Source organism: Mitsuaria sp. PDC51, from assembly GCF_900113225.1.
Lineage (GTDB): Bacteria > Pseudomonadota > Gammaproteobacteria > Burkholderiales > Burkholderiaceae_C > Roseateles.
In genome coordinates this window covers 556642-583310 of the sequence record NZ_FOZE01000003.1, presented here as the reverse complement: position 1 = coordinate 583310, position 26669 = coordinate 556642, and the positions used below count along the sequence as shown (strand labels likewise).

Annotated in this window: 16 protein-coding genes and 1 riboswitch; of the genes, 8 read left to right on the top strand and 8 right to left on the bottom strand. The window is 66.9% G+C overall.

Translation table 11 applies throughout. The features are described 5' to 3' along the window. Positions 1–190: 190 nt before the first annotated feature. The 5 genes from BM393_RS22960 to BM393_RS22940 all read left to right on the top strand — a co-directional run bounded on the left by BM393_RS22960 (position 191) and on the right by BM393_RS22940 (position 7190). Positions 191–2656: a penicillin-binding protein 1A gene (locus BM393_RS22960; protein ID WP_254783577.1), complete on the top strand. Its 2466-nt coding sequence runs from the start codon at positions 191–193 to the stop codon at positions 2654–2656. Positions 2657–2681: 25 nt separating this feature from the next. Then, the gene (locus BM393_RS22955; protein WP_091733403.1) at positions 2682–3488 is read left to right on the top strand and encodes a transporter; all 807 of its coding nucleotides are present in this window, start codon (positions 2682–2684) and stop codon (positions 3486–3488) included. Between the two features lie 187 nt (positions 3489–3675). Beyond that, positions 3676–4944, top strand: a complete 1269-nt coding sequence (locus tag BM393_RS22950) for a serine hydrolase (protein ID WP_175538475.1) — start codon at positions 3676–3678, stop codon at positions 4942–4944. 94 nt (positions 4945–5038) lie between these two features. Then, complete coding sequence (locus BM393_RS22945) at positions 5039–6064, top strand: ribonuclease T2 family protein (RefSeq protein WP_091733398.1); 1026 nt, start codon at positions 5039–5041, stop codon at positions 6062–6064. Positions 6065–6188: 124 nt separating this feature from the next. Continuing rightward, positions 6189–7190 carry a hypothetical protein gene (locus BM393_RS22940; protein WP_217648506.1) on the top strand — a complete coding sequence of 334 codons (1002 nt, stop codon included), beginning with the start codon at positions 6189–6191 and terminating at the stop codon, positions 7188–7190. A 74-nt stretch (positions 7191–7264) separates the two neighbouring features. Here BM393_RS22940 and BM393_RS25475 read toward each other — a convergent pair whose 3' ends face one another. From BM393_RS25475 to BM393_RS22910, 7 genes are all read right to left on the bottom strand, one after another. Next, positions 7265–7816: a hypothetical protein gene (locus tag BM393_RS25475; protein WP_141225460.1), complete on the bottom strand. Its 552-nt coding sequence runs from the start codon at positions 7814–7816 to the stop codon at positions 7265–7267. Positions 7817–8089: 273 nt separating this feature from the next. Continuing rightward, a complete protein-coding gene (locus BM393_RS25470; RefSeq protein WP_141225459.1) occupies positions 8090–8410 on the bottom strand; it encodes a hypothetical protein in 321 nt (106 codons plus the stop codon). 4 nt (positions 8411–8414) lie between these two features. Continuing rightward, complete coding sequence (locus tag BM393_RS22930) at positions 8415–10787, bottom strand: RHS repeat-associated core domain-containing protein (RefSeq protein WP_175538474.1); 2373 nt, start codon at positions 10785–10787, stop codon at positions 8415–8417. A gap of 2 nt (positions 10788–10789) precedes the next feature. Then, positions 10790–13237, bottom strand: coding sequence for a DUF6531 domain-containing protein (locus BM393_RS22925; RefSeq protein ID WP_217648505.1), 2448 nt, complete (start codon positions 13235–13237; stop codon positions 10790–10792). A gap of 600 nt (positions 13238–13837) precedes the next feature. Beyond that, positions 13838–17026: a response regulator gene (locus BM393_RS22920; RefSeq protein WP_091733386.1), complete on the bottom strand. Its 3189-nt coding sequence runs from the start codon at positions 17024–17026 to the stop codon at positions 13838–13840. A gap of 14 nt (positions 17027–17040) precedes the next feature. Further along, a complete protein-coding gene (locus BM393_RS22915) occupies positions 17041–18072 on the bottom strand; it encodes a substrate-binding domain-containing protein (protein WP_091733384.1) in 1032 nt (343 codons plus the stop codon). Positions 18073–18185: 113 nt separating this feature from the next. Beyond that, positions 18186–19307 (bottom strand): beta-ketoacyl-ACP synthase III, encoded by a 1122-nt coding sequence (locus tag BM393_RS22910; RefSeq protein ID WP_091733381.1) that lies wholly within the window; start codon positions 19305–19307, stop codon positions 18186–18188. A gap of 246 nt (positions 19308–19553) precedes the next feature. Between BM393_RS22910 and BM393_RS22905 the strand changes: the two genes are divergently transcribed. Continuing rightward, the gene (locus BM393_RS22905; protein ID WP_091733379.1) at positions 19554–20531 is read left to right on the top strand and encodes a GMP reductase; all 978 of its coding nucleotides are present in this window, start codon (positions 19554–19556) and stop codon (positions 20529–20531) included. Between the two features lie 268 nt (positions 20532–20799). Here the strand turns inward: BM393_RS22905 and metE are convergent, their stop codons facing one another. Next, positions 20800–23136: a 5-methyltetrahydropteroyltriglutamate--homocysteine S-methyltransferase gene (gene metE, locus BM393_RS22900; protein ID WP_091733377.1), complete on the bottom strand. Its 2337-nt coding sequence runs from the start codon at positions 23134–23136 to the stop codon at positions 20800–20802. Between the two features lie 96 nt (positions 23137–23232). Between metE and BM393_RS22895 the strand changes: the two genes are divergently transcribed. Together BM393_RS22895 and BM393_RS22890 are read left to right on the top strand one after the other, a co-directional pair. Further along, positions 23233–24156: a LysR family transcriptional regulator gene (locus BM393_RS22895; protein ID WP_091733374.1), complete on the top strand. Its 924-nt coding sequence runs from the start codon at positions 23233–23235 to the stop codon at positions 24154–24156. A gap of 98 nt (positions 24157–24254) precedes the next feature. After that, a riboswitch (cobalamin riboswitch) is annotated at positions 24255–24530 on the top strand. A 69-nt stretch (positions 24531–24599) separates the two neighbouring features. Further along, positions 24600–26492 (top strand): TonB-dependent receptor domain-containing protein, encoded by a 1893-nt coding sequence (locus BM393_RS22890; protein ID WP_091733371.1) that lies wholly within the window; start codon positions 24600–24602, stop codon positions 26490–26492. Positions 26493–26669 lie beyond the last annotated feature (177 nt).

Genomic DNA, 26669 nt, shown 5'->3' with positions numbered 1-26669 from the left:
GCCGCCAGCACCGCGACGGCCCTATGCCGCGCGGGCACGGCGCCTGCCCTGGGCCGGTCCACCGTCGCCGTCCGCCGGGCGCGTACGCGGTTCGTGTGTCTCCCGTGTACGGATTGTTGCCGTCCGCACGCGGCCCCGGACAGGCCAGCATGTCTGACGATAATCCGCCGACCTGAACTCGGCGCCCCGCATGCAGCAGCTCGCTCAATTCGCTCGCACCGTCGCCACCGCCGTGGCCGGCTTCTTCCAGGCGCTGTGGCGCCGCACCGCGCCGATGCGGGCCTCGCTGCGCACGCTCCCGGCGTGGAAGCGCATCGCGGTCTGGTCGGGCGCGGGCGTGCTGGCCGTGGTGCTGCTGCTGGCGGGCGCGGCGGCGGTGGTCTGGCCGGGCCTGCCCGACCTGGACCGGCTGACCGACTACAACCCCAAGCAGCCGCTGCACGTCTACACCGAGGACGGCCAGCTGCTGGCCGAGTTCGGCGCCGAGCGCCGCAGCTACCTGCCGCTGGACCGCATCCCCAAGACCATGCAGCAGGCGCTGCTGGCGGTCGAGGACGCCAGCTTCTACGAGCACCAGGGCGTCTCCTTCACCGGCATCTTCCGGGCGGCGCTGGCCAACCTGTTCTCGTCGCGCAGCCAGGGTGCCTCGACCATCACCCAGCAGCTGGCGCGCGACCTCTACCTGACCAAGAAGAAGCTCTACACCCGCAAGTTCGTCGAGATCCTGCTGGCCTTCAAGATCGAGAGCCAGCTCTCCAAGGACAAGATCCTGGAGGTCTACATGAACCAGATCTACCTGGGTCAGCGGGCCTACGGCTTCGAGGCGGCCGCGCATGCGTACTACGGCAAGCCGCTGAAGGAGCTGTCGATCGGCGAGACCGCGATGCTGGCGGGCCTGCCGCAGAACCCCTATTACGCGAACCCGATCATGAACCTGCCGCGCGCGCAGCGCCGCCAGGCGGTGGTGCTGCAGCGGATGGTGGACGTGGGGATGATCACGCCGGCGCAGGCGCAGCAGGCGCGCGACGAGCCGGTCCGGCTGCGCAGCGCGCAGGAGCAGCGGCTGCCCTACGGCCAGTACGCCGCAGAGATGGTGCGGCAGGTGGTCCACGCCCAGTACGGCGACGAGGCCTACAGCCGCGGCCTGCGGGTGACGACGACGCTGCGCATGGACGACCAGGTCGCCGCGTACAAGGCGCTGCGCCGCACGCTGATGGACTATGAGCGCCGCAAGGCCTGGCGCGGCCCGGAGGGCGAGGTCGACCTGCCCGAGGGCATGGACGCGCAGGACCAGGACACCGCGATCGCGCAGGCGCTCAACGAGCATCCCGACAACGACGACCTGCGCGCCGCCGTGGTGACGCAGGTCGCGGCCAACCGACTCCAGGCGACGCTGGCCGATGGCGAGGACATCGAGATCAAGGGCGACGGCCTGCGCTCGGTGCAGTCGGCGCTGTCGGCCAAGGCCAAGCCGGAGCTGCGCATCCATCGCGGCGCCATCGTCCGGGTGCTGCGCGGCAACCCGACCAAGGAGTTCCCAAAAGGCGCCTGGGCGGTGACGCAGTCGCCGGAGGCCGAAGGCGCGCTGGTCTCGGTCGAGCCGGACAGCGGCAAGATCCTGGCGCTGGTGGGCGGCTTCGACTTCAACCGCAACCAGTTCAACCACGCGACGCAGGCCTGGCGCCAGCCAGGCTCCAGCTTCAAGCCCTTCATCTACTCGGCGGCGATGGAGAACGGCGCCAGCCCGGCGACGCTGGTGGACGACGCGCCGATCTCGGTGGGCGACTGGAGCCCGCGCAACTCGGACGGCAACTTCGATGGTCCGATGACGTTGCGCCAGGCCCTGGCCAAGTCCAAGAACATGGTCACGATCCGGGTGCTGGAGCAGCTGACGCCGGCGCGCGGCCGCGCCTGGGCCGGCAAGTTCGGCCTGGATGTCGACAAGCAGCCGGAGAACCTCACGCTGGCGCTGGGCTCGGGCTCGGTGACGCCGCTGCAGATGGCCAGTGCGTACTCGGTCTTCGCCAACGGCGGCTACCTGCTCAAGCCGCTGCTGGTGACGAAGATCGTCGACGCGCAGAACCAGGTGCTGTTCGAGGCCGAGCCGGAGAAGCTCACCGACGAGCGCCGCGCGATCAGCGAGCGCAATGCGTTCATCACCGGCTCGCTGCTGCGCGAGGTGGCGATCCGCGGCACGGCCTACCGGGCGAGCCAGTCGCTCAAGCGCTACGACCTGTACGGCAAGACCGGCACGACCAACGACGCGGTGGACGCCTGGTTCGCCGGCTTCCAGCGCCGCGTGGCGACGGTGGTGTGGATCGGCTACGACCAGCCGCGCAGCCTGGGCGCCAGCGAGACCGGCGGCGGCATCGCGCTGCCGGCGTGGATCGACTACATGGCCGTGGCGCTGCGGGACATCAAGCCTTCTGAGATCGAGCCGCCCAAGGACGGCGGGCTGGTGCAGGAGGAAGGGCCGTATGGACCGGACTGGGTGTACAGCGAATTCGCCGGCGACGCCGGGCTGAAGACCATTGGCCCGATGCCGCCGCCCTTGCCCGCATCCGACGCGGCGTCCGGCGCCGTCCCGGGAGCGCCCGGCGCCTCCGGCGTGCCCCCTTCCTGGTGGATGGGCGGCGAGCGCAGCGGCGGTCAGTGATTCGAACCGACAGGGAGCTTCCGACATGACCTCCAGCCTGCTGCGCGGCGGCACCGCCGCCCTGCTGATCGCCGCCGCATCGATGTCCGCCTGGGCGGCCGACGAGGCCGACGCCATCGAGCCCGACCAGCCCGGCATCGTCGAATCGAGCAGCACCGTCGGCCAGGGCCGCGCGCTGCTGGAGACGGGGCTCGGCTACCAACGCGACAAGAGCGACGGTGTGCGCAACCGGCTGTGGTCGACGCCGACGCTGCTGCGTTTCGGCTTCGCCGAGGACTGGGAGCTCCGCGTCGAGACCGACGGCTACCAGCGCCTGCGCGCGACCGACGCCGACGGCACGACGCGCGCGAGCGGCTGGGCCGACACGGCGCTCGGCGTGAAGTGGCACTGGCAGGACAGCGATGGCGAGCACGCCAAGCCGGGCCTGGCGTGGCTGCTGCACATGGACATGGACAGCGGCTCGGCAGCGTTCCGGGGCCAGGGCTTGCGGCCGTCGCTGCGGCTGACGGCGGAATGGGACCTGCCGCGCGACTGGTCGGCCGGTGTGATCGGCGGCCTGTACCGCGACCGGCGCGAGGACGGCGGGCATTTCGTCGGCGGCATCCTGGGCGCCTCGCTGGGCTGGCCGATCGCCGAGCGCTGGAAGGGCTACGTCGAGATCGCCGGCGACCAGCTCGCGTCGACGCGCAACGGCGGCCGCAGCGTCTCGGCCGGCACCGGCGTCACCTGGCTGGTCGACCGCCGCGTGCAGCTCGATGCCTCGCTCAACCGCGGGTTGACGAAGCAGACGCCCGACTGGGTGTTGGGGCTGGGGGTGTCGATCGGGTTCTGAGTTCGGCCACCATTGTGGGCACCAACGCGCCGAACTGGGCTGCTCATCGTTAAGCCCGCGATGGCCGGCGACTTATCGCCAGGTCTGCTCGCTCACCGGGGATGCGCTGCGCATCATGCCGTGCAGACCGTTCTTTGGGCCTGGCCTGAGTAGACTTCGCCGATCGCCAGCTCTTCAGGACCGTTCGATGCTCGCAAGCCACCCGCGCCGCCGTCCCGTACTCGCAGCCTTGGCGCTCCCATTGATCGTCTCCAGTCCATTCGTGCAGGCGCAGACTTCAGCGCGCATGGCGCTTGACGCACTGCTGGCGCATGCGAAGACAAGCGAAAGCGACCGCCTGCTTGTGATGCAAGACGGCAAGCCGGTGCTCGACTATCACCGAGACGGCGTTCGAGACGAGCAGAAGTTCGAGATGATGTCTTGCACGAAGTCACTGGTCGCGCTGGGCATTGGACGACTGCTTACACAGGGGAAGCTGCGCTCGCTCGACCAACCCGTGTCGGACTTTCATCCTGAATGGAAGCAGGGGCGCAAGGCCGAGATCACGCTGCGCATGCTGCTGAATCACACGTCGGGTCTCCAGAACGTTCTCAACGCCGCCATTGAGATATATCCGGCTCCTGACGCGCAGCAACTGGCACTTGCGGCTGAACTGAGCGATCCGCCAGGCAAGTCCTACGTCTACAACAACAAGGCGACGAACCTGCTTGCCGGCGTGGTCGAGAAGGCAACGCGACAACGGATGGACGTCTATCTCGAGCAAGAGGTGCTTCGTCCCATCGGGGCACGCGGCCCGATCTGGAGTCAGAGCGGATTCGACAAGGCGGGCCATCCATATGCGATGGCCGGTTGGATATCCAACGCGCGAGACGCTGCCCGGGTGGGGCAGCTCTTGCTTGACGAGGGCGAGGTCAATGGGACGGTCCTGATAGATCCCGCATTCATGCGCGAGATGGTGGCGCAGAGTCAGCCATATAGCGCTGCGCAAGGACTGCTTTGGTTGAGACATTCCGAACGCATGTCGTGGACCGTCCACGCTGCCGGTCTGGATAGACTGGCCGCAGCGGGCTTGTCGACGGCCTCGGTCGATCGGCTGAGACCGCTGGTGGGACGGTCCTACGCTGATGTGCGAGAAGTCCAGGTGGCCATCGACGAAGCCCTTGGAGCGGAGAGGCCCGTGTTCATGGCGGAGTTGAACAGGAGCGGGAACGCGTTGGGCGCGATTGTTCGTCGGGAAGTCGGCGCGATCGAGGCCTATGTCGCTGAGGGTTTCTTAGGGCAGTACATCGTTGTCGTGCCCGCAGCCAGGCTGATTGCGGTGCGCCAGATCGCCCCGCGCTCCGACCTGACCGGCGATCAACCATGGCCCTACGGGTTCCCAGATTTCGCTTCGCGCGTCATTGAAACTTCCCACGCACTTGAGCGAGTGAGTCCAAGCGTGTCGATTGGCTCCTGAACCACATCGCGTGACCCTCCCCTCGCTGGACGATTCCCGGCGCCCCCGGGATGACGTACAAAGCCGGCTGTCGTTTCAGCCTCGCTGGATGCCCATGCGCCTCGCTCTCCGCTCCGTTCTTCACTCGACGCTCCTCTCGCTCGCCTGCTGCGCCCTGCCCTCGGCCTGGGCGGCGCCCGCCAGCGGCACCTTCACCGCCTCGCGCGCCTGCGAGGCCTTCCAGTCCTTCCGCAAGAGCACCAATCCCGACGGCGCGAAGCTGTCGCCGGGCACCGGCTACACGATCCTGGAGACGCACGACGCGGGCTGGACCCGCGTGCAGGTGCCGGGCGCGCGCCCGCCGGAACGCTGGGTGCAGAACGACTGCGGCAGCGCGGTCGGCGGCTCGGAAGTCTCCGGCCCGGCGAAGTCCGGCCGCGCGCCGGCCGAAGGCAATGGGCCGTCGATGTCGGGCCGCGGCGGCATGTGCTCCACGGCCAACGAGTACGACAGCTTCGTGCTGGCGATGTCGTGGCAGCCCGGCTTCTGCGAATGGACAGCAGGCGGCAAGCGCGGCAAGCCGGAATGCGAGGCGATGGAGAGCGGCAAGCTCAAGGTCAGCAACCTGACGTTGCACGGGCTGTGGCCCAACCGCCAGCAATGCGGCATCAGCTACGGCAACTGCAGCACGGCGCCGATGACACTGTCGAAGGAGACGATCGCCTACATCGGGCCGTGGATGCCGAACTTCCTGTACGAGAAGGACTTCGGCGAGCACGAGTGGCGCAAGCACGGCACCTGCCAGGCGATGAATCCGGACGCGTATTTCCGCCGCGCGGTGAACCTGGTGAAGCAGTTCAACGATTCGGGCGTCGGGCAGTACATCCGGCAGAACATCGGCGGGTCGATTTCCAAGCGCGCGTTCTACGACAAGCTGAAGGCCGAGACCGGCAGCGACGCGTACCGGGACAGCGTCAAGCTGATGTGCTCGGGGCAATACCTGACGGAGATCCAGGTGAAGCTGCCGCGTGATTACCAGGCGGGCGGGTCGCTCAAGCAACTGCTCGGCGACCAGCCCGGCGGGAGCGGCGGCGGCACCTGCCGCGCGGACGAGATCCGGATCGAGGCGAGCGGGCGCTGAGGAATTCGGATTTCCGTTCGTCCATTCGGCGGGTACACGCGCCCGCCGGACCCATGCCGTCCAATGGGTTTCTCCTGCGTTTCATGAATGGGAGAGAACGGCAATGGGAAATATATGCGGCCGAATGGACGGTGCCCAAGCGCCCGTGACCTACGGCGAGCAGATGCGACCGTCGTCCTCTCAACAAAGGACTGCAACCAGTAGCCCCGCCCAGGGTGACTCGCCGTTGCATCAGCTCGGTCGCCGCCCGGTCCCCTCCTCGTCCGAGAGCAGTACTGCGAGCCGCAGGTATGTTTCTTTATCGAGCCTGCACGATCCGCGCCTCGATTCGTTGCCTGCGGGGCAGCGCAATGAAACGGTCATACCGGTCTCCACCGCCACGTTCAACATGATGTCGTTGGCGCACGACATCCTGCTGAAAACTGCCCATGAAACCTTTCCGGATGGTCCGGGGAATCAGGTAGCCAATATCTTGATGAGCGGCGGCCGCAGCTGGATGCGCAAGCAGATGTTCCGTGGCCGCGTCGACGAGGGCGCGAGCCAGGAGCTGCAAGTCAAAGCCATCAAGGAGACGGGTGGCGGCAATTGCGGCGAGTACGCAAACATGGTGCTTGCCGAACTCCAAAGCCATCGACGGGACCAGCCGGTATTCAAAGTGCTGGAATCGAAGAAACACAGCCTGGTGATCATCGGGGATTGGCGAACTCCCCAGGCGGGAGATCATGCGATCGTGGTGGATCCATGGCAAGGTCTGAAAAAGGTCCACACCTACGGCGAGAGAAGCAACCCCGAAACGCCTTTCGTGACCGCCACGCTGGGAACTGGCGCGCCCATACTTCCGTCAGGCAAGTTGAAAACTGCCTTCTCCCTCAAGCCCATGTCGGCTGAGGCAGTGGACGCCGAAATAGGAAGAACTTCCGGCTGCCTCTCCAGCGGCCCTCGGTATGCCAAAGGGGTGATTCGCGACAATCCCGAAGTGATGTTCGACCATATCGCCGGCACCAATAACCTCCACGCGGTCTATCGAGATCCGAATGGAAGGGCGTCGGCCTTCAACAGCCTGCCGCCTTCTTACCTTGGGAGCTATTTGGACAGCCGGGAAGGTATCGTCAAGAAGTTTGCTTGATCGACTGTCAGTCTCGCCGCTGTCGTAGCCAACGAACCTCCCCCATGAGCGTTCTCCGCTGGGTAAACGGCGGTTTACGGCAAAACGGAGCCAGCGACTCGCACTACTCGGCGCCCTCGGAGTACGACGAGCACGAAGGCGTTTTCCGGACCACCGTAAACGAATCCTCGCTCGCCGGGAAGAATTCCATGGGCGCTGGTCTGCGGCACCCATACTTCGTCCGGCTCGCCGAGAGCACTCCTGACGTCATTATCAGATTCACCAAGAGCAACCGGGCTCACGACGAAGCCAGGGCCTTCAACTGAAACCGCCTTACAGTTTTCCGGTGGACCGTTGGAAGCGACATCCAAGGCTGCAGGACTTTCCAAACCTCCAGTGGAACGCAGGTCATATTGCAGGCGGAGGAAAATTCCGGCACGCCGAATATAGATCTCCTTGATCCCTTCTTCGACCTCAGACCCTCTCGTGCCGTAAGCCTCTTCAACCTCGGACAAGGGCCACATGCTGCCAATGCATTTGTTGACGCCAATACAGACTCGATGAGGGGCGATCTTCTCCGGCTCTTTCGCGCAGGGAGCCATAAGAATCCCCAGTCCGAAGGCGCCAGAAAGTAGAAAATGCTTCATTCCTCAATGTCCTGGCTCGTCTGAAAATATAGATATAACGTTCCATCAAGCATCAGGAGGCGGTAGCGCGAGCGACCCACTGAAGATCGTCTTCCGCTTGCTCATAATGAATCAACCCATATTTTTTAAAAGTTGATCATGACTCCTTTTTTCAGGCATTCCCACTGCCCCCCGAGTATTCTTCAGCATCAATCGAAAACACTACTTCACCGGTATCATCGCCAAGCATTACTTGGTCACCGACCCTCACCTCTTGTCCAGTTGCATATTTCATCATCTTAAGAGTTGAATGACTGCAATGCCTCCGCCACTTAGTCCAACCTGGAGCACTCCATTAACTTGCCCCCCGGACCTAGTGCCATCTCCGAATGAAAAACTCAAAGAGTCCACTTCGGAGTCATATGATGCCCTCCATACGACACTTGCCAAAAGTGAAGCCGCATGGATTGCGACGTCCGCCCCCAAGGAGTCGGCAATTCCAAACACTTCAGCCGCAAAAGGCTCTGAAAATTCATTGACTTCGATTGCCGCCTCGAAGTCAAATACCTTTTCCGCTGAAGATTTTTCAAAACCAAATACTGGCTTTCTATCCATTTTATTACCTCGTTGGGTTGCCAATTCTTGAACTCACGACTCCATCGCGGCCAACAACAACGGTTACATTATTTATGGCATCGTAGTAACTCGTTGTACCGTCGCGCGGATTGAATCTGGGCACGCCATTTGCAATGGCATTATCAATCACGCTTCCCGGCATATTTCTGACAGGTCCGGTTTCAGTTCCATAGTGGCGAGTAAACGGAATACCGTTAGGCGTAGAGCCATAGTCAATACGCGGCCTTGGCAGACCATTGGCAGTACAAACTGCCGATTCTTCGTACTGACGCAAGAGGTCGCGCAAAAATTCAACGTCTCGCTCGTTGTATCGGTACCCCCGAGGCGCGATGGTCGCATAGTTGAAGTTTGCGTCATATCTTCTGATTTGAGTAACGAGCGACGAAACTTGTGCGGCAGATATCGTCGCCGTATAGCTGCTCGGCGGAACTGTGATTACCCTGCGCTGCAAGCCGTCGGCATCGACGGCAGAGATGGGATTCCCCTCGACGTATGCATACGTGTTGATGCCGCCCGCCAATCCAATCGGATCGCTTTGGACATACCGACCAAGTTCGCCTTTGTAGTCCCGAGCCATGTTGTAAAACAGGTCCGTTTCCGTATCAGCGTACTGACCGGGGAAGCGCAAATTCTGCGCGAAAACCCCAAGACCGCTAGGATCTGTCTCTGGCGCGGTGGTACCAAAGGGTTCCGCTAGCCACCGCCAGCGGATGGCGTTGTTGCCGTCGACGATCATCCGGGGTGTATTCAGATGGTCGCTGTGAATATAGTAGACAACTGGCGGATTGGCGCCGTTCGCTGGATCCGGCGTAAAGACTGCAAGTGGGGCGGAGCCTAGCCAAACATACTCGCGGATCGCCTGCCCGCTGCCGTCGTATTCGCCCAATAGTTGTCCGCCCTGGTCATACACGAACAGCACCGTGCTGCTGGCTCCGGACGTGCTGAACTTGCGCACTCGCCGACCAAAAGCGTCGTAGCTGAAAGTCGCAGTGGCACCCCCAGCCGTCAACGTCGCCAGCCGTCCTGACAGGTCATACGTGCTCGAGTAGCTCGCGCTGTCGCTGGTGGTGTTTCCAGCCGAGTCGTAGGCAAAACTCCTGGCGGGGTTGGTGATCGCGTTCAGCCGGTTGCTCGTCGCGCTCGTCGTATATGCGCTGCTCGTGCCGTTGAACGTGACACCCGTGCGATTGCCATTGGCGTCGTAGGTGATCGTCCAGGAATTGCCGCCAGCGGAAATACTGGTCAGGCGTCCGAGTTCGTCGTAGCTGAAGCTCTGATCCAGGCTCGGGCTGGCAGTTCCCGTGGAGGCGTCGTAATGGGTGTAGCTCACGATGCGGTCAGCCGCGTCGTAGGTGAGGTCGCGGACGGTGTTGCCCAGCCGGTAACGCACCAAGCGCCCCGAGGTGTCGTAGACGCGGACATTGGCTTGGGCGCCACCGCTCATCTGCCAGTTCCAGCTCAGCAGGCCGCCGAATGGGCTGTAGCCGATCTGGTCCAGCAGCGTGCTCGCGGCGCTGCTGGCGTCCTTGGCGAGCGTAATCGTGGTGGCCAGCCCGCCGCTGTAGGCAATGGTCAGCACCCGTCCCGAGGGGTACGTGATGCTGGTCATGTGCCCAGCCGCGTCATAGCCGTAACTGACGGGCGTGATCACCGCACTCGCGTTGGCGCCGCTTTGCGCGTTCACCGTCTGGGTCTCGGTGAGCAAGCTCCCTTGCGGGTCGTAGGCGTACCGGGTAGCGCCATTCGGGTGGCTGGTGGAGGTCAGCCGTCCGATGCCGTTGCTGAAACCCGTGCCCGTCTCGTCATAGGTCCAGCTGTAGGTGAGGCTCGCCTGGCCGCTCTTGCTGAAGACGACGCCGATGAGGCGATTCAGCGCGTCATACGCATGGGTCGCCAACACGCCGCGACTGTCGGTGCGAGTCGTGATGTTGCCCGCGGCGTCGTAGGTGTGCGTGGCCGTGCCGGTATCGGGACTGATCAGGCTGGTCACGTCTCCCAGGCCATTGCGCGGATATTGGGTCAGCAGGCTTCTCGGGTCTGAGACGCTGGTGTTGCGGCTCATCGCGTCGTAGCCGATTTGCGTCAGCCCGCTCTTGGCGTCGGTGACGGTCTTGCGCCGATTCAGCGAGTCATAACTGCTTTGCGTGACGAAGTTGTAGCCGCTCACGCCAGGAGCCAGCCTGATCTTTGTCTGGTTGCTCTGGGCGTCGTACTCGTAGCTCACCACGGGCGCCGGCGAAGCCGGCGGGGCGGGCAATCCCTGTGCGCTCGCATGCGGCGCCAGGACGCTCAAGGTCAACACGACCGGCATCAGATGGAGGCCGTCTCTCGAGTGCCGTGCTTGATGGGTGCTCATCATCACTCCCGGCCTGTGGTCTGCTGTACCCGCCCGAGCCCATCCATCGTCCTGCTCAGGCTGCGGGCCAGAGCGCCCGAGGGGTCCTTGGCGCTTTGCCCCGTCACGTTCCCGGCGTTGTCCAGCACGAACTCGATGCGATTCCCCAGGTTGTCCTTCACCGCGGTTCGGCGGTGCGCAAGGTCGTATTCGTAGCCGATCCAGCTCGAGTCCGGCGCCGTCACCTTGAGCAATTGACCCGCCGCGTCGTAGCTGTAGCTCGCCCCCTGCCCGCCTACGGTGGTGCTCAGGAGCCGGCCCCTGAGGTCGAAGCTGCTGGCCGACACGACACCGTTCGGGTCCACGCTCTCCAGCAGGTTGCCGCGTCTGTCGTACTTGGTGAACGTGGTCACCTGCCCCTTCGCATTGGTCACGCTTTGCAAGTCGCCCAGCGTGTAGCCCACCGCGTTCGGATCGGTTCCAGTGAAGCTGGTGGCCGCGTAATACGCGTAGCTCGTCGTGTGGTTGATCGGATCGGTCTCGCTCAGCATCTGGCCGAGGCTGTTGTAGGTCCAGCTCCAGACTCGATTGGCCACGCCGCTCTGCAGGCTCGCGTTGAAACCCTGGCCGCCGTTGGCGTCCGTCGTCGCCTGCTCGACCTGCTTGCACAGCACGGGGATCGGCTTGCCGCTGGGCAGCAAGGCACCGCTCGGGGCGCAGCTCGCCGTGGCGTTGCCATTGAACGGATCGGGTTGCCCGTTGTAGACCTTGGTCGTGATGCGGCCCGGCTCGGCGACCTTGGTCTCCAGGCGCCAGTCCGGGTGCCATCGGGTGCTGATCCGGCGGGCACCCGCCGGCGGCGTGAAGAACGGGTACGGATAGCACGACGAGCCGGGCGGGACGCCCTCCTGGCGAAGCGTCTCCAGATAGATGCGGGTGGAGTCGTATCCATAGCAGGCCTGATTGCCTAGCCTGTCCGTCTTGCCATCGAGGAAGCCGTATCCCGAATAGGTCTGGGTGTACGTGAGGTTGTCGACAGAGTTCTTCTTCGTGCGAAGCACGAGTTCGCTGAAATAGGTTGCGTATGTCAGGGTCCACACGGTGCCAAGCGGATCCGTGACTGCGGTCGTGTAGCTGGACGGTGTGTAGGAGAAGGTGTGAACGTCCACGGGGTTGGCGCTGCCCGGGGCGCGCTTCGAAGATGCGACCCGGCCGGCGCTGTCGTAGGTCCACGCCACATAGGCGACGGCGTTCTCGTCGGTGATGCCAGTCAGGAGGGCGCCTCCGACATTGCCGTTGTTCGCAATGACTTGATAGCTGTAGAGACGAGCGCTGCCATCCGGATAGGTCACCTGGGTCAGCGCCCCATTGCTGTCGTACTGGTAGTTCGTCGAGTACCCGTGTCCGTCGGAGATCGAAGCGATCCGAGGAGAAGCGCCGACGTAGGAGATCGTCGACGTCCTTCCGAAGGGATCGGTCCACGTTGTCAGGCGATTGCTGCTGTCGTACTGATAGACGTTGCTTCGACCATTCCGGTCGACCTCGTCCAGCAGCAACCCAGCCGCGCTGTAACGCTCGACGCTGCCGTCCACCAGCGAGATGGCATAGCCCCCGTTGGCGCCATTGGCCACCTTGTAGCGCGTGACGGTGTCACCGCTCCAGACGCCACTGCTGAGCGTGAAGAGCTCACTTTCGCCGGTGCCGCGCTCGATGATCAATCGGTTATTGCCTCGGAATACGCGCCGCAGGAGCGGGCTGGACCATCCATAGCCGAAGCCGACGTCAACGTAGGCCGAATCGCTGCTGTATGTCCGGACGACTCTCTGCGCCGGTCCGGACCAATCCACCTCGGTCTGGGTCTTGTTACCCGTGAGCGCGTTGCAGGGGTTGCCGAACAGAACACTCTCGTCGCCGCTGGTAGCCGGGCAATAGCGTCGTGGATGCGCTTGACGCGCGTACAGGACGATGGGCTGCGCCGAGATGCTGTCTGGCGCGATATTGCATCCCGTGACGTTGATGAAATTGGCCGTGTAGAAGGTGTAGGCGCCTTCAGAGCTGAGGCCCACCGTACTAGGCCCGCCGGAGTGGGCCGCGTCCAAAGTATCAAGGACGTTGTAGAAGGCAGTCCCGCCGGTGGCGGGATCGCGGCCGAAAGTCTTTACATACGGCTGGACCCCGTTGGGTGGGTAGTAGTAGGTGCGGTCGATGTTATTGACCGTGCGATTGTCCGTACGGACGTAGACGCAATTGACTCCCTGATCGAGGACATACACATCGCACAGACTGCGCGCTTCCGCATGGCCGTGCAGGAGGACCGTCGTGTTGACCGGCACGACTTGTCCGCTCGTCAGCGTCTGCCCGGTCGACTGATCCACGATCCAAGCCGAGATGAGTTCCTTCGGCGTCTGGATTTGTGGCTGGTTCTGACAACTCTGCGCGTGTACTGTGATGCAACTGCTCGCAATCAACATCGCAACGGCCGATCGTCCCCATGCTCGTCGAAGGCGCGTCGCGGACGAAGAAGGCATGGATGATCTGTGCACAACTGTCCCCCTTCAAGTTGTCGTCAGCCCTTTCGGATTCTGAAAGGGACGCCCCAGCGAGAAATCATCAGTTCTGATGACGCCCCAGGCTTGCGGCAGCTTCCGCCCTTCGCCTGTATGCTGCGCGCCGACAACCACGCGACGCATGCCCTCTGGACGCCGCGCGCAAGGTGTGTCCAGAGGGCGAGCACGCCGCGGACCCCGCGTGTCAGGCCATCGCGCTTCAGGCCGTGCACTCGGACCTATGGCTGACCATGCGCGTGTACATGGCGGACTGGGCGAGCCCCGAGGACGCGCCGGACGACAGCGAGCTCCCCGGGCTCCCGAATGACGCGCGGCAGTTGCTCGACGCGCTCGATCGCCGCTCCGGCGCAGATCGCGCGCCTGGCCAAGTGCGACGGCCTGATGCAGGACTTCTGGTATCAGCTCGACCGCCTGGAGCGCGGCGACATCGGGCTGGCTCGCGAGCAGCTCGCGCGCGAAGCCCAGGAGCAGCGCAAGGCCGCCGCGAAGCGCCCGTCCGAGGCCTCAGGCACCAGCGCGCGGTCGCCCGCCGGTCGACGGCACCGCCTCGTCCCCCAGCGCCTGCAGCCCGGCCAGCACCGGCGTCAGCACGCGATCAACCGCCTCGGCCAGCGGCCCGAGCTCGGCCTCGTCCGCATCGCGCAGACACGCCTGCTCAAGCGCCTGCGCCGCGGCGTGGACCTCCTTCATGCCCAGCGCCGCCGCGGCGCTCTTGAGGTCATGCGCCATCCGCATCGCGGCCGCGTCGTGCGCGGCGCGCAGGGCCAGGAAGCGCGGCAGGAAATCGGTCTCTCGGTCCCTGAACAGGCGCAGCAGGCGCCGATACAGCGCGCGGTCGCCCATCATGCCGGCGAGCCCCACCTTCAGGTCGACGCCCGGCAGCTCCGGAAGCTCCGGCAGGTCCGGCGGACCGCTCCCCGCGGCAGCGTCATTCCCACCGGCACGCACCGCCCCGGCATCCCGACGGATCCAGCGAGCCAGCGTCGCGAACAGCTCCTCCATGTCGATCGGCTTGGCGACGTGGTCGTTCATGCCGGCCGCCAGGGCCTTCTCCCGGTCACCCACCATCGCATTGGCGGTCATCGCGATCACCGGCAGGTCGCGCCATTGCGGCTGGCGCCGCAGCGCCTGCGTCGCGGCATAGCCGTCCATCACCGGCATCTGGCAGTCCATCAGCACGCCGTCGAAGGGATGGCGGGCCAGCATCGCCAGCGCCTCCTGGCCATTGGCCGCCACCCGCGTCTCGATGCCGGCCCGCCCCAGCACGTCCAGTGCGAGCTCCTGGTTGAAGGCGTTGTCCTCGACCAGCAGGAGGCGCGCGCCCCGGAGCGCCGCCCGGTCCCCCTGCAGCGACTCCTCGCGCCGGGCGCGGCGCGTCGTCGGCGCCACCGCCAGTCCGAGCGCGGTGGCGCAGGCGTCGAACAAGGTCGACGGCGTCACCGGCTTGGTCAGCAGCGCCCCCACCGTCACGCCTTGATCGTCCAGCTGCTGCTGCACCTCGTGCCGGCTGAAGGCCGTCAGCATCAGCACCGGCGGCGTCGGATGGCGTGGACGCTCGCGCTCGGCCAGCAGCCGCGCGCACATGACGCCGTCCATGCCCGGCATCCGCCAGTCCAGCAGCAGCAGGTCGTAGGGCTCGTCGCGCGCGTCCGCGAGCGCCACCTGGCGCAGCGCCTCCATCCCGTCCGCGGCGGTGTCGACCTTCAGCCCGAGCGCGCGCGTCATCGCCGCCACGACCTCGCGCGCGCAGGCGTTGTCGTCGACGATCAGCGCGCGCGTGCCCTTCAGCCCGGTCCGGTCGGGCGCGGCACGGCCCGCCGCCGCGGCGCTCCGGTCGGCGGCCGCGTCGAGTTCCAGCCGCACGCTGAAACGGAACCGGCTGCCCTGCCCCGGCTGGCTCTCGACCTCGAGCTCGCCGCCCATCAGCCGCACCAAGTGGCGGCTGATCGCCAGGCCCAGGCCGGTGCCGCCATAACGCCGGCTGGTCGACGCGTCCGCCTGGGTGAAGGGCTCGAACAGACGGCCCTGCTGCTCCGCGCTCATGCCGATGCCGGTGTCGCTCACCTCGAAGCGCAAGCGCACCGAAGCTTCGTCGCGCGCCAGCACCGCCACGCCGATGACGACCTCGCCGCGCTCGGTGAACTTGACGGCGTTGTTGCCCAGGTTCAGCAGCACCTGCCCCAGCCGCGACGGGTCGCCGACCAGCGCCTCGGGCAACTCGGGCGGCTCGACGAACAGCAGCTCCAGCCCCTTCTCCTCCGCCTTCAGCCCGATCAGGTTGGCCAGGTTGTCCATCACGTCCGACAGGTTGAACGGGATCGCCTCCATGTCCAGCTTGCCGGCCTCGATCTTCGAGAAGTCCAGGATGTCATTGATGATCCCCAGCAGCGATTCCGCCGAGGCATGCACCTTCTGGATGTAGTTGTGCTGCTGCGGATTGAGCCCGCTCTGTAGCGCGAGGTAGGACATGCCCAGGATCGCGTTCATCGGCGTGCGGATCTCGTGGCTCATGTTGGCCAGGAACTCGCTCTTGGCGCTGCTCGCCGCCTCGGCCACGCGACGCGCATGCCGGTCGGCCTCGGCCTGGCGGCGCTCGCTGAGGTCGACGATGAAGGCCACGCCCTGCCGCGTCGAGTCGCTCAGCAGCGCGCCGCCGATCAGCACCGGCACCCGGTGCCCGTCCCGGTGGAGGTAGTGCTTCTCGTAGGACGCGCAGCGGCCGGTGGCGCGCAGCTGCTCGATCGCCCGCCGGTCGGCTTCGGCCTCCTCCGGCGGCGTGAGCGCCGTCCAGTCGATGCGCCCCGCCTCCAGGTCCTCGCGGGTGTAGCCGATGATCTCCAGGAAGGCGTCGTTGGTCTCGGTCACCGCGCCCGACACCTCCCAGAAGAAGATGCCGATCATGCTGGACTCGATCACGCGGCGCAGGCGCGCCTCGCTCGCGCTCAGGGCCTGTTGCGCCTCGTGCTGCGAGACGGTGCGTTCCTCGATGCGCCCGGCCATCGCGTTGATGCCGCGCTGCAGCTCGCCGATCTCGTCGTCGACGCCCGCCTGCGCCACCCGCGCCGTCAGGTCGCCGTGCTCGATGCGCTCGACGCAGTCCAGCGCCACGCGCACGCGCCGCATCAGCCAGCGGCCGAACAGGTGGACCACCACCCCGCCCAGGCACAAGGCGCCGAAGGTGATACCGCCGATCGCCTGCATGAACCGGACCATCGGCGCGTACATCTCCTGCTGCGACACCGCCACGCCGATCACCCATCCGACGGGCTCCAGCCCATGGAACACCGCCATGCGGCGGTCGCCCAGGTAGTCGTACTCCAGCGAGCCGGTCCCCTGCCGCACCATCTCCGCGACGAAGGCGTGCCGGGCGCGTTGTCCGATCGGCCCCTGCGGGTGATAGACGACGCGCAGGTCGTTGCGCTCGACGATGAAGAGCGTGGCCGAGGCGAAGCCCTCCTTCTGGCGCAGCTGACGCAGTTGCTCCTCGGCCTCGCGGGCGGCCGCGCGCACGCCGGAGCGGTACAGCTGCTGCCGGATCGCCTGGGTCGCGCCCTGCAGTTCCAGCTGCATCAGGCGCTCGCGTGACTGCCGCAGGTCGGACTGCAGGAACACCACCGCCGCGCCCAGCACCAGGGCCGTCATCGCCAGCACGATGAGCAGCGACAGCAGGTTGAGTCGCGTCGAGACCTTCACGGCCGGTCCTCGCCTCAGAACCTGAACTGGTCCACGTTGTCTTTCGTGAACACCATGACGGGCAACGCCACCTGCAGGCTGATCGCGTCCTTGCGCGGCGTGAAGCGGCCGAGCCGGCCGGCGTCGAAGGCCTGCCCCGCCTTCAGGCCGCCGGCGAGCAGCTGGCGCGCGCAGTAGACGGTGAGGTAGCCATGGTCCGGCGCGTTCCAGAGCAGCACCGTCCGGACCGTGCCGTCCTTGAGGAAGCTGCGCATCAGGTTGGGCGTCGAGTTGCCGATGACGGCCACCTGGCCGACGCGCCCCGCATCCCGGACCGCGCGCGCGACGCCGGGCAGGTTGGGCGCGCCCAGCGCGACGATGGCCTTCAGGCCGGGCATCGACTTCAGGTAGTCCTGCGCGATCCGGTAGGCCTCCTCGGTGCTCTCGCCCGCGGGGCGGATGTCGACGATGCGCAGCTCCGGATGCTTGCGGTAGATCGTCCGCTTCATCGCGTCGATCCAGCTGGTCTGGTTCGGCGCGGTGAAGCTGGTGGTGACGAGGGCGATGTCCCCCTTGGGGCCGATCTCGCGCACCACGGACTCGACCAGCCGCGCGCCGAATTCCTCGAAGTCCACCAGGTTGACGAAGAACTCGCGCTGCTGGCTGTCGCCGTCCCAGCTCATCACGCGGATGCCGGCGCGCTGCGCCTTGGCCAGCACCGGCGCGATCGCGACCGGGTCGTTCGACGCGACCGCGATCAGGTCCGGTTTCGTGGGGATGAGCCGCTCGATCATCTCGATCTGCTTCTCGACCTGGTCCTGCGTCGGCCCGGTCCAGGTCACCGACACATCGGGCAGTTCGCGGGCGGCGGCGTCGATGCCGGTCTTCACCGCGTCGTAGTACGCGATGCCCACCAGCTTGGGCATGATCACGATCCGGTGACGGGGCGGCGGCTCAGGCTGCGCGGACGCCGGCGCCGGGACCGACAGCAGCGCGGCGCCACAGGCCAATCCACACAGCACACGCAACGCACGCGGCGCACGCAGCACGCGGAGCAACGGGACCATGGTTCGCTCCTTGGTGAACGGCGCGACCGCCCGACAGGGGCGGCGCTCCCGCCGCAATGCTGCGCCGTTCCGCCGGGGGAGCGGGCCACCTGTTCAGGGGGCCCGGTGGGGTCTCAGCGCTTCCTGACGATCACGCTGCCCACCGAATACCCCGCGCCGAACGAGCAGATCACGCCCAGGTCGCCCTGCTTCAGGTTGGCGCGGTGCTCGTGGAAGGCGATCACCGAGCCGGCCGAGGCGGTGTTGGCATAGGTGTCCAGGATCAGCGGCGCGATCTCCGCGCCGGCCTCGCCGCCGACCAGCTTCTTGATCACCAGCTGGTTCATGCCCAGGTTGGCCTGGTGCAGCCAGTAGCGGCTGACGTCGGTGGGCTGGATGTGCAGCGCGGCGAGATGGTGCTCGATGTGCGCGGCGGCGATGGGCACCACTTCCTTGAACACCTTGCGGCCTTCCTGGCGGAAGGTCTTGTCGCGCGCGTCGGGATCGCTGTCCTCGGCCTTGTTCATGAAGCCGAAGTTGTTGCGGATGTTGTTGGAGAACTGCGTCGCCAGCTTGGTGCCCAGGATCTCCCACTGCTCCGGGGCGACCGCCAGGTCGGCGCGCTCGACAAGGATGGCCGTGCAGACGTCGCCGAAGATGAAGTGGCAGTCGCGGTCCTTCCACTCCAGGTGGGCCGAGGTGATCTCCGGATTCACGATCAGCACGCACTTGGATGCGCCCGAGCGCACCGCGTTGTAGGCCTGCTCCAGCGCGAAGGTCGCCGACGAGCAGGCCACGTTCATGTCGAAGCCGTAGCCGCCCGCGCCGAGCGCCTGCTGGATCTCCACCGCCATCGCCGGATAGGCGCGCTGCATGTTGGCGGCCGAGCAGAACACCGCGTCGACGTCTTCCGGCTGGCGCCCCGCCGCGGCCAGCGCCTTGCGGGCGGCGTCGACGGCGATCTCGGCCATCAGCGACAGCTGGTCGTCGGCGCGTTCCTGGAAGCGCGGGTACATGCGCGTCGGGTCCAGCACGCCTTCCTTCTCGATCACGTAGCGCTGCTTGATGCCAGAGGCCTTCTCGATGAACTCGACGCTCGAATGCACCAGCGGCTCGCGCGTGCCGGCAGCGATGGCCTGGGCGTGCTCGGCGTTCTGCAGGTCGACGTAGCGGTTGAAGGCCTCCACCAGCTCGGTGTTGGTGATGACGTGCGGCGGTTGGTACAGGCCGGTGCCGCTGATGACGACGGAGTGCATGGGGCTGGTCTTTTGAGGTCGCCCGGTGAGGGGCCAAGGGGGCGAAGTTTAGCGAACTGCGCTCAAAAGCCCCCGATCCGTGCATGCTGCACCGCAAGGTGGCGAGGCCCTCGCCGGGGCATGCGTAGAATGAGCCACCGGGCCCAAATTTTGGGACCCGGTTTTTTTTGGCCGGGTCCCAAGTCAAGCGCTCGCAGCCCAGGGCATGCACTGCATCAACGCAGCCCGACTTTGCGACTTTGGACCATGGAAATCTTTGACTACGACAACATCCTGCTGCTGCCGCGCAAGTGCCGCGTGACCAGCCGCAGCGAGTGCGACACCTCGATCGACTTCGGCCCCCGCCGCTTCAAGCTGCCGGTGGTGCCGGCCAACATGAAGACGGTCGTCGACGAGTCCATCACCGAATGGCTGGCCGCCAACGGCTACTTCTACGTGATGCACCGCTTCGACCTGGACGCGGTCGCCTTCGCCCGCACGATGCGGGACAAGGGCCTGCTGGTCTCCCTCAGCGCCGGCGTCAAGGAAGCCGACTACGCGCTCATCGACCGCCTCGCGGCCGAGGGCCTGGGCGCCGACTACATCACCATCGACATCGCCCACGGCCACGCCGACGCGGTGCAGCGGATGATCGCCCACATCAAGCAGAAGCTGCCGCAGACCTTCGTGATCGCGGGGAACGTCGGCACGCCGGAGGGCGTCATCGACCTGGAGAACTGGGGCGCGGACGCGACCAAGGTCGGCATCGGCCCGGGCAAGGTCTGCATCACGCGGCTCAAGACCGGCTTCGGCACGGGGGGCTGGCAGTTGTCGGCGCTCAAGTGGTGCGCGCGCGTGGCGACCAAACCGATCATTGCCGACGGCGGCATCCGCCATCACGGCGACATCGCCAAGAGCGTGCGCTTCGGCGCGGCGATGGTGATGATCGGCTCGCTGTTCGCGGGCCACGAGGAGTCGCCGGGCAACACCGTCGAGGTCGACGGCAAGCGCTACAAGGAGTACTACGGCTCGGCGTCCGACTTCAACAAGGGTGAATACAAACACGTCGAGGGCAAGCGCATCCTCGAGCCGGTGAAGGGGAAACTGGCCGACACCTTCCGTGAAATGGAAGAGGACCTGCAGAGCTCGATTTCCTACGCTGGCGGTCGCAGCTTGGCGGATCTGCGCAAGGTGAATTACGTGGTGCTAGGCGGTGAGAACGCCGGAGAACATTTGTTCATGTAACACATCGCTGCCCGCTGGTTGACGAGGAACCTGAAACGAGAAACCCGGCTCAAGCCGGGTTTTTCTTCAGCCGAAATCAATGACGACAGTGGAAATATTGGTGATGCCATCGTCCGGACGCGCCCCCGTGTCGAACTTCAAGGAAAGCCTCCGGAGCGCAGTTCTTCAACACGTCCGGCGTGCCCTGAAATGAGCGCCCGTCGCCCTTCCAGCCCCTCATCGAGGTGGGCCACCCCCACTGCGAAGTGGTCGTCCCCCGCGTCGTCGCTCAGCGGCCGAGCCCTTCGCCGCGCAGCGCCTTCGCCGCCTCCACCATGTGCCGCAGCGCCGCCTCGGTTTCCGGCCATCCCCGCGTCTTCAGGCCGCAGTCCGGATTGACCCACAGCTGATCCGCGGGAATCACCTCCGCCGCCTTGCGCAGCAGCCGCAGCATCTCGTCGCTGCCGGGCACCCGCGGCGAATGGATGTCGTAGACGCCGGGGCCGATTTCGTTGGGATAGCGGAAGCCGCCCCCCTCCCCGCCGAAGCCGCGCAGCAGCTCCATGTCGGAGCGGCTGGTCTCGATGGTGATGACGTCGGCATCCATCGCGGCGATGTCCGGGAGGATGTCGTTGAACTCCGAGTAGCACATGTGCGTGTGGATCTGCGTCGCGTCCCCGACCGGTGACGCGGCGACACGGAAGGCGCGCGTCGCCCAGGCGAGGTAGCTGGCCCGCTCCGCCTGGCGCAGCGGCAGTCCCTCGCGGATCGCCGGCTCGTCGATCTGGATGACGGCGATGCCGGCGGCCTCCAGGTCGGCGACCTCGTCCCGGATGGCCAGCGCGATCTGCAGCGCCGTGTCGGCGCGCGGCTGGTCGTCGCGCACGAAGGACCATTGCAGGATCGTGATCGGCCCGGTGAGCATGCCCTTCATCGGCCGCTCGGTGAGGCCTTGCGCGAAGCGCGTCCACTCGACCGTCATCGGCGCTGGCCGCGCGACGTCGCCGAACAGCACCGGCGGCTTCACGCAGCGCGAGCCGTAGGACTGCACCCAGCCGTTGGCGGTGAACGCGAAACCGTCCAGTTGCTCGCCGAAGTACTCGACCATGTCGTTGCGCTCGGCTTCGCCATGGACGAGCACATCCAGGCCGAGCGCCTCCTGGCGCCGCACCGCGTCCTCGATCTCGCCGCGCATCGCGGCACGGTAGGCCTGGGCATCGAGCTCGCCGCGCTTGAAGGCCGCGCGCGCCGCGCGGATCGCCGGCGTCTGCGGGAACGAGCCGATCGTCGTCGTCGGGAAGGCGGGCAGGCGCAGCCGCTCACGCTGCGCGGCCTGGCGCCGCGGGAACGGGGACGCGCGCCGGTCCGCATCCGCCGGCAGCGCCGCGACGCGCCGGGCGATGTCGAGCCGGCGCACGCGCGGACTCGCCAAGCGCGAGGCGCGCGCCTGACGCGCCTCGATCAGCGCATCGGCCACCGCCGCCTCGTCGCCCCACAACGCGCGCTTGAGCACTCGCAGCTCCTCCAGTTTCTCGACCGCGCCGGCCAGCCACGGCCGCACGTCGGCATCGACCACCGGGTCGTCGCGCAGGCTCATCGGCACATGCAGCAGCGAGCACGACGCCGCCAGCCACAGCCGCCCGCCGCGCAGCTCGCGCACCTCGCGCACGGTCTCGAGCGCCGCGTCCAGGTCGGCGCGCCAGACGTTTCGGCCATCGACGATGCCCACCGACAACTCCCGGTCCAGCGGCAGCGTCCGCGCGATGTCCCGCAGCTCACCGGCGGCGCGCACCGCGTCCACATGCAGCCCGGCCACCGGCAGCCCGCAGGCGAGCGCCAGGTTGCCCGCCAGCGGCGAGAAGTAGCTCGCCAGCAGCACCTGCTGGTCGACCTGGCCGAGCCGCTCGTAGGCGCGGCGCAGCGCGTCCTGCCAGGCCGGCGCCAGATCCAGGCCGAGGATGGGCTCGTCCAGCTGCACCCAGGTCACGCCGCGCGCCGCGAGCTTCACCAGCAGCTGCTCGTACACCGGCAGCAGGCGGTCCAGCAGCGCGAGGCGGTCGAAGCCCGCCTCCTTGCTCTTGCCCAGGAACAGGAAGCTCACCGGCCCGAGCAGTGCGGCCTTGGGACTCGCCGGGAGCGCGATCGCCTCGTCGACCTCGGCCAGCAGTCGGTCGGCATGGAGCGTGAAGGCGGTAGCGGCGTCGAACTCGGGGACGAGGTAGTGGTAGTTCGTGTCGAACCACTTGGTCATCTCCAGCGCCGCAGCGCCCTCGCCCGCCGAAGCGCCGCAACCGCAAGCCTCGCCGTGCTCATGCGCCGCCACGCCCCGCGCCATGGCGAAGTAGCGCCGCAGCGGCGACTCCTCGCCGGTGAAGCCGAAGCGTGCCGGCTCGCAGCCGAACAGCTGGATCAAGTCGGCCACCTGGTCGTAGAGCGCGAAGTCGCCCACGGTGACGTGGTCCAGCCCGGCGCCCGCTTGCAGACGCCAGTGCCGGGCCCGCAACTCGGCGGCGACGCCCTGGAGCGCCGCCTCGTCGATCTCGCCGCGCCAGTGGCGCTCCAGGGCGAACTTCAGCTCGCGGTTGGCACCAATGCGGGGGAAGCCCAGCACATGAGTCCGAATCATGTTGTTCTCGTCGAAATTGAATGGGATTCGGAATGTTCGCTGCCAGCGAACTATGATTCAAACGAAAGTTTTTTGCCTTCGTCATTAGGATCGCTCATGCAGACACCTCTGGAGCTGCGCCACCTGCGCACGCTGCTGGCCCTGCGCGAGGCCGGCAACCTGTCCCGCGCCGCCCAACTGCTGAACCTCACGCAGTCGGCGCTGTCGCACCAGCTCAAGGGGCTGGAGGACCATTACGGCACCGAGCTCTTCGAGCGCAAGTCCTCCCCGCTGAGCTTCGGCGTGGCGGGCCAGCGGCTGCTCAAGCTCGCCGAGCTGGTGCTGCCGCAGATCGACGAGGCGGACCGCGACATGCGCAAGCTGGTCGAGGGATCGGCCGGACAGCTGCGGATCGCCGTCGAGTGCCACACCTGCTTCGACTGGCTGATGCCGGCGATGGATGCCTTCCGCGAGCGCTGGCCGGAGGTCGAGCTCGACATCGTGTCGGGCTTCCAGGCCGATCCGGTGGGGCTGCTGCACCAGGACCGCGCCGAGTTGGCGATCGTCTCGGACGTGGACGCGGAGGAAGCGGGCGTCGCGGTGCATCCGCTGTTCAGCTTCGAGATCGTCGCGCTCCTGCCCAAGGGGCACCCGCTGCTGGCCAAGCCCTGGCTGGAGGCCGAGGACTTCGCCGCGCAGGCCTACATCCATTACCCGGTGCCCGACGAGATGCTGGACCTGGTGCGCAGCGTGCTCAAACCCGCCGGCGTGACGCCGCCACGCCGCACCAGCGAGCTCACGGTGGCGATGCTGCAGCTGGTCGCGAGCGGGCGCGGCTTCGCGGCGCTGCCGCTGTGGGCGGTCGAGGGCTACCTGGCGCGGGGCTACGTGGCGCGCCAGCGCATCGGGCCGTCGGGCCTGACCGGCCGGCTCTACGCGGTGAGCACCGGGCGGCTGGCGGCCAAGCCCTTCCTGGCCGATTTCGTGCGGATCATGCGCGAGACCTCGCTGGTGAACCTGGGCGGCGTGAGCCTGTTGTGAGCGCGCGCCGAACCGGTGAGGCCGGTGAGGCCGGCGGCGTGCCGAGCGCCCCGCCCCGTGGTCAGGCCCGGATGCGACATCGGCGCCACGGGGCCGCCGCTATGATGCCGCCCGTTGGTGCTCGCGCCCGGCCCTCCGCCGGCGCAGTTCAACGGGAATCAGGAAGGGTCGCCCGCCCGCGGCCACGGCCCCAACCTGAGCTGCCCCCGCAACGGTAAGCGGAAGGCGCGCCCGGCCGACGCCGTCGACCCTCGATGGCATCGGCCCCAGCGGCGCGCGACTCGTGGCTGGATCCACTGGACGGTCGTCCGGGAAGGCACCACGGGTTCGTTCTTCCGACAGCCCGGATACCGGCCAACAGGCGGACCCTTCGCCCCGCGATGGGTCCATTCCGCATGCGGCCGCGGGGAAGCGGCCGTCTGCCGCCGCTTTGTGATTCCGACATGCAAGCCTCCCGTCCCCGCGCCGCGCTGCGCGCCGTTGCCCGTGCCGCGCTGATCGCCGCCCCGGTCCTGTCCACCGTCCCCTCCGTCGCCGTCGCGCAGTCCTCGCTCGACCCGGTCATCGTCATCGGCACCCGTGAGGCGCAGCCGCTGAGCCGCAGCGTCGCGGACGTCGTGCTCATCGACGCCGACACCCTGCGCGACAGCGGCGCCGGCAGCGTCGCCGACGTGCTGCGCCGCTACGCCGGCCTGCAGCTGGCGGCCAACGGCGGTCCCGGCCAGACGGCGGGCTACTTTCTGCGCGGCGCCAACACCAGCGCCACGGTCGTGATGATCGACGGCGTGCGGGTCGGCTCGGCGACGCTGGGCCAGGTGTCCTTCGAGGCCATGAGCCTGGCCAACATCGAGCGCATCGAGGTCCTGCGCGGTCCTGCCTCCGGCCTGTACGGCGCCGATGCGGTCGGCGGCGTGATCCAGATCGTCACCCGGCAGGGCCAGGGCCCGCTGGACCTGCGTGCCGGTGCGGCCGTGGGCGAATACGGCTCGCGCCAGGGCGACGTCTCGGTCAGCGGCGCGCGGGCCGGTTTCGACTACGCAGCCAGCCTCAGCCGCGACACCAGTGACGGCACGACCGCGATCCGCGGCGACCGCGGCAACAGCTCCTACAACCCGGACAAGGACGGCTTCACCCGCACGGTGGCGTCGGCCCGGCTGGGCTTCACGCCGGCCGAGGGCCACCACATCGGCGTCAGCGCGACGCAGAGCCGCCTGAACGCGCAATACGACAGCGCCACCTTCGACGACCAGTTCGTCGCGCATCCGGAAGGCGACTTCCGCAACCGGCTCAAGACGCGCCAGGCGGCGCTCGACTACCGCGGCACGCTCTCGCCGATCTGGACGACGACGCTGCAGTTCGCGCGCGGCACCGACGACTCGGTCAGCGGCCTGACCGACGCGACGCGCTTCAAAACCACCCGCGACCAGGCGACCTGGCAGAACGCGCTGCGCCTGGCGCCGGACCAGCAACTGGTGCTGGCCTACGAGCGCCTCGAGGAAAAGGCGGACGGCGTCACCAGCGACACGCTCAAGCGCACCAACAACGCCTACATCGCGGGCTACAGCGGCCTGTTCGGCCCGGCCGCCCTGGAGGCCAACCTGCGCCGCGACGAGAACTCGGTCTACGGCGACAACACCACCGGCAGCCTGGGCGGCAGCATCGCGCTGAGTCCGACGCTGAAGCTGCGGGCGCTGGCGGGCAAGACCTTCCGCGCGCCGACCTTCAACGACACCGACTTCCCCTTCTACGGCCACCGCGACATCCGTCCCGAGCAGGGCCGCAGCGCGGAGATCGGCCTGAACTGGCGCTCCGGCGCGAGCAGCGCGTCGGCGACGGTCTATCGCAACAAGGTCAAGGACCTGATCATCTACAACCCCGATCCGGCCCTGTGCCCGCCGGCACCGGACTTCGCCTTCGGCTGCGCGGCCAACGTCGGCCGGGCCAAGCTCACCGGCGCGACGCTGACCGGCGCGCACCGCATCGGCAACTGGAACCTGGCCGCGAACGTGGACTTCCTCGATGCGAAGGACACCGACACCGGCGCGCGGCTGATCCGTCGCGCGGCGCACCAGGAAAGTGTCTCCGTCGATTACGACACCGGCGCCTGGAGCGCGGGGGCGACGCTGACCGACATCGGCAAGCGGCCGGACACCGGCGCCACGCTGGGCGGCTACGCGCTGCTCGACCTGCGCGCCAGCTGGCGCTTCCTGCCGCAATGGCGCCTGGAGGCCAAGGTCCTCAACGCGGCGGACCGCGATGTCGAGCCGGTCTACGCCTACCAGGGCCTCGGCCGCCAGGCCTGGGTCGGCGTGCGCTATGACATAAAGGGCTTCTGAGCCGGGCCCTCCATGCGGCATGGGCGCCAGCGGTGAGCTGGCTGTCCATGCGCGCTTCGGAGGCCCGACTGGCGGCGACACGTCGCCAAGTCTCACCGTCCTTGTTCATCAAGGCGCGGGACACGTACAGGAAGTCTTCGGCGCTCACGCTCATGGCAACGCTCCGGGACTGGATGC

What these genes read in the sequence shown, in the direction of transcription:
- BM393_RS22950 (WP_175538475.1), top strand. Translation starts at nt 3,676, where the DNA reads ATGCTCGCAAGCCACCCGCGCCGCCGTCCCGTACTCGCAGCCTTGGCG.
- BM393_RS22905 (WP_091733379.1), top strand. Translation starts at nt 19,554, where the DNA reads ATGGAAATCTTTGACTACGACAACATCCTGCTGCTGCCGCGCAAGTGC.
- BM393_RS22930 (WP_175538474.1), bottom strand. Translation starts at nt 10,787, where the DNA reads ATGAGCACCCATCAAGCACGGCACTCGAGAGACGGCCTCCATCTGATG.
- metE (WP_091733377.1), bottom strand. Translation starts at nt 23,136, where the DNA reads ATGATTCGGACTCATGTGCTGGGCTTCCCCCGCATTGGTGCCAACCGC.
- BM393_RS22890 (WP_091733371.1), top strand. Translation starts at nt 24,600, where the DNA reads ATGCAAGCCTCCCGTCCCCGCGCCGCGCTGCGCGCCGTTGCCCGTGCC.
- BM393_RS22940 (WP_217648506.1), top strand. Translation starts at nt 6,189, where the DNA reads ATGGACGGTGCCCAAGCGCCCGTGACCTACGGCGAGCAGATGCGACCG.
- BM393_RS25470 (WP_141225459.1), bottom strand. Translation starts at nt 8,410, where the DNA reads ATGGATAGAAAGCCAGTATTTGGTTTTGAAAAATCTTCAGCGGAAAAG.
- BM393_RS22910 (WP_091733381.1), bottom strand. Translation starts at nt 19,307, where the DNA reads ATGCACTCCGTCGTCATCAGCGGCACCGGCCTGTACCAACCGCCGCAC.
- BM393_RS22915 (WP_091733384.1), bottom strand. Translation starts at nt 18,072, where the DNA reads ATGGTCCCGTTGCTCCGCGTGCTGCGTGCGCCGCGTGCGTTGCGTGTG.
- BM393_RS22955 (WP_091733403.1), top strand. Translation starts at nt 2,682, where the DNA reads ATGACCTCCAGCCTGCTGCGCGGCGGCACCGCCGCCCTGCTGATCGCC.
- BM393_RS22895 (WP_091733374.1), top strand. Translation starts at nt 23,233, where the DNA reads ATGCAGACACCTCTGGAGCTGCGCCACCTGCGCACGCTGCTGGCCCTG.
- BM393_RS22960 (WP_254783577.1), top strand. Translation starts at nt 191, where the DNA reads ATGCAGCAGCTCGCTCAATTCGCTCGCACCGTCGCCACCGCCGTGGCC.
- BM393_RS22945 (WP_091733398.1), top strand. Translation starts at nt 5,039, where the DNA reads ATGCGCCTCGCTCTCCGCTCCGTTCTTCACTCGACGCTCCTCTCGCTC.
- BM393_RS25475 (WP_141225460.1), bottom strand. Translation starts at nt 7,816, where the DNA reads ATGAAGCATTTTCTACTTTCTGGCGCCTTCGGACTGGGGATTCTTATG.
- BM393_RS22925 (WP_217648505.1), bottom strand. Translation starts at nt 13,237, where the DNA reads ATGTTGATTGCGAGCAGTTGCATCACAGTACACGCGCAGAGTTGTCAG.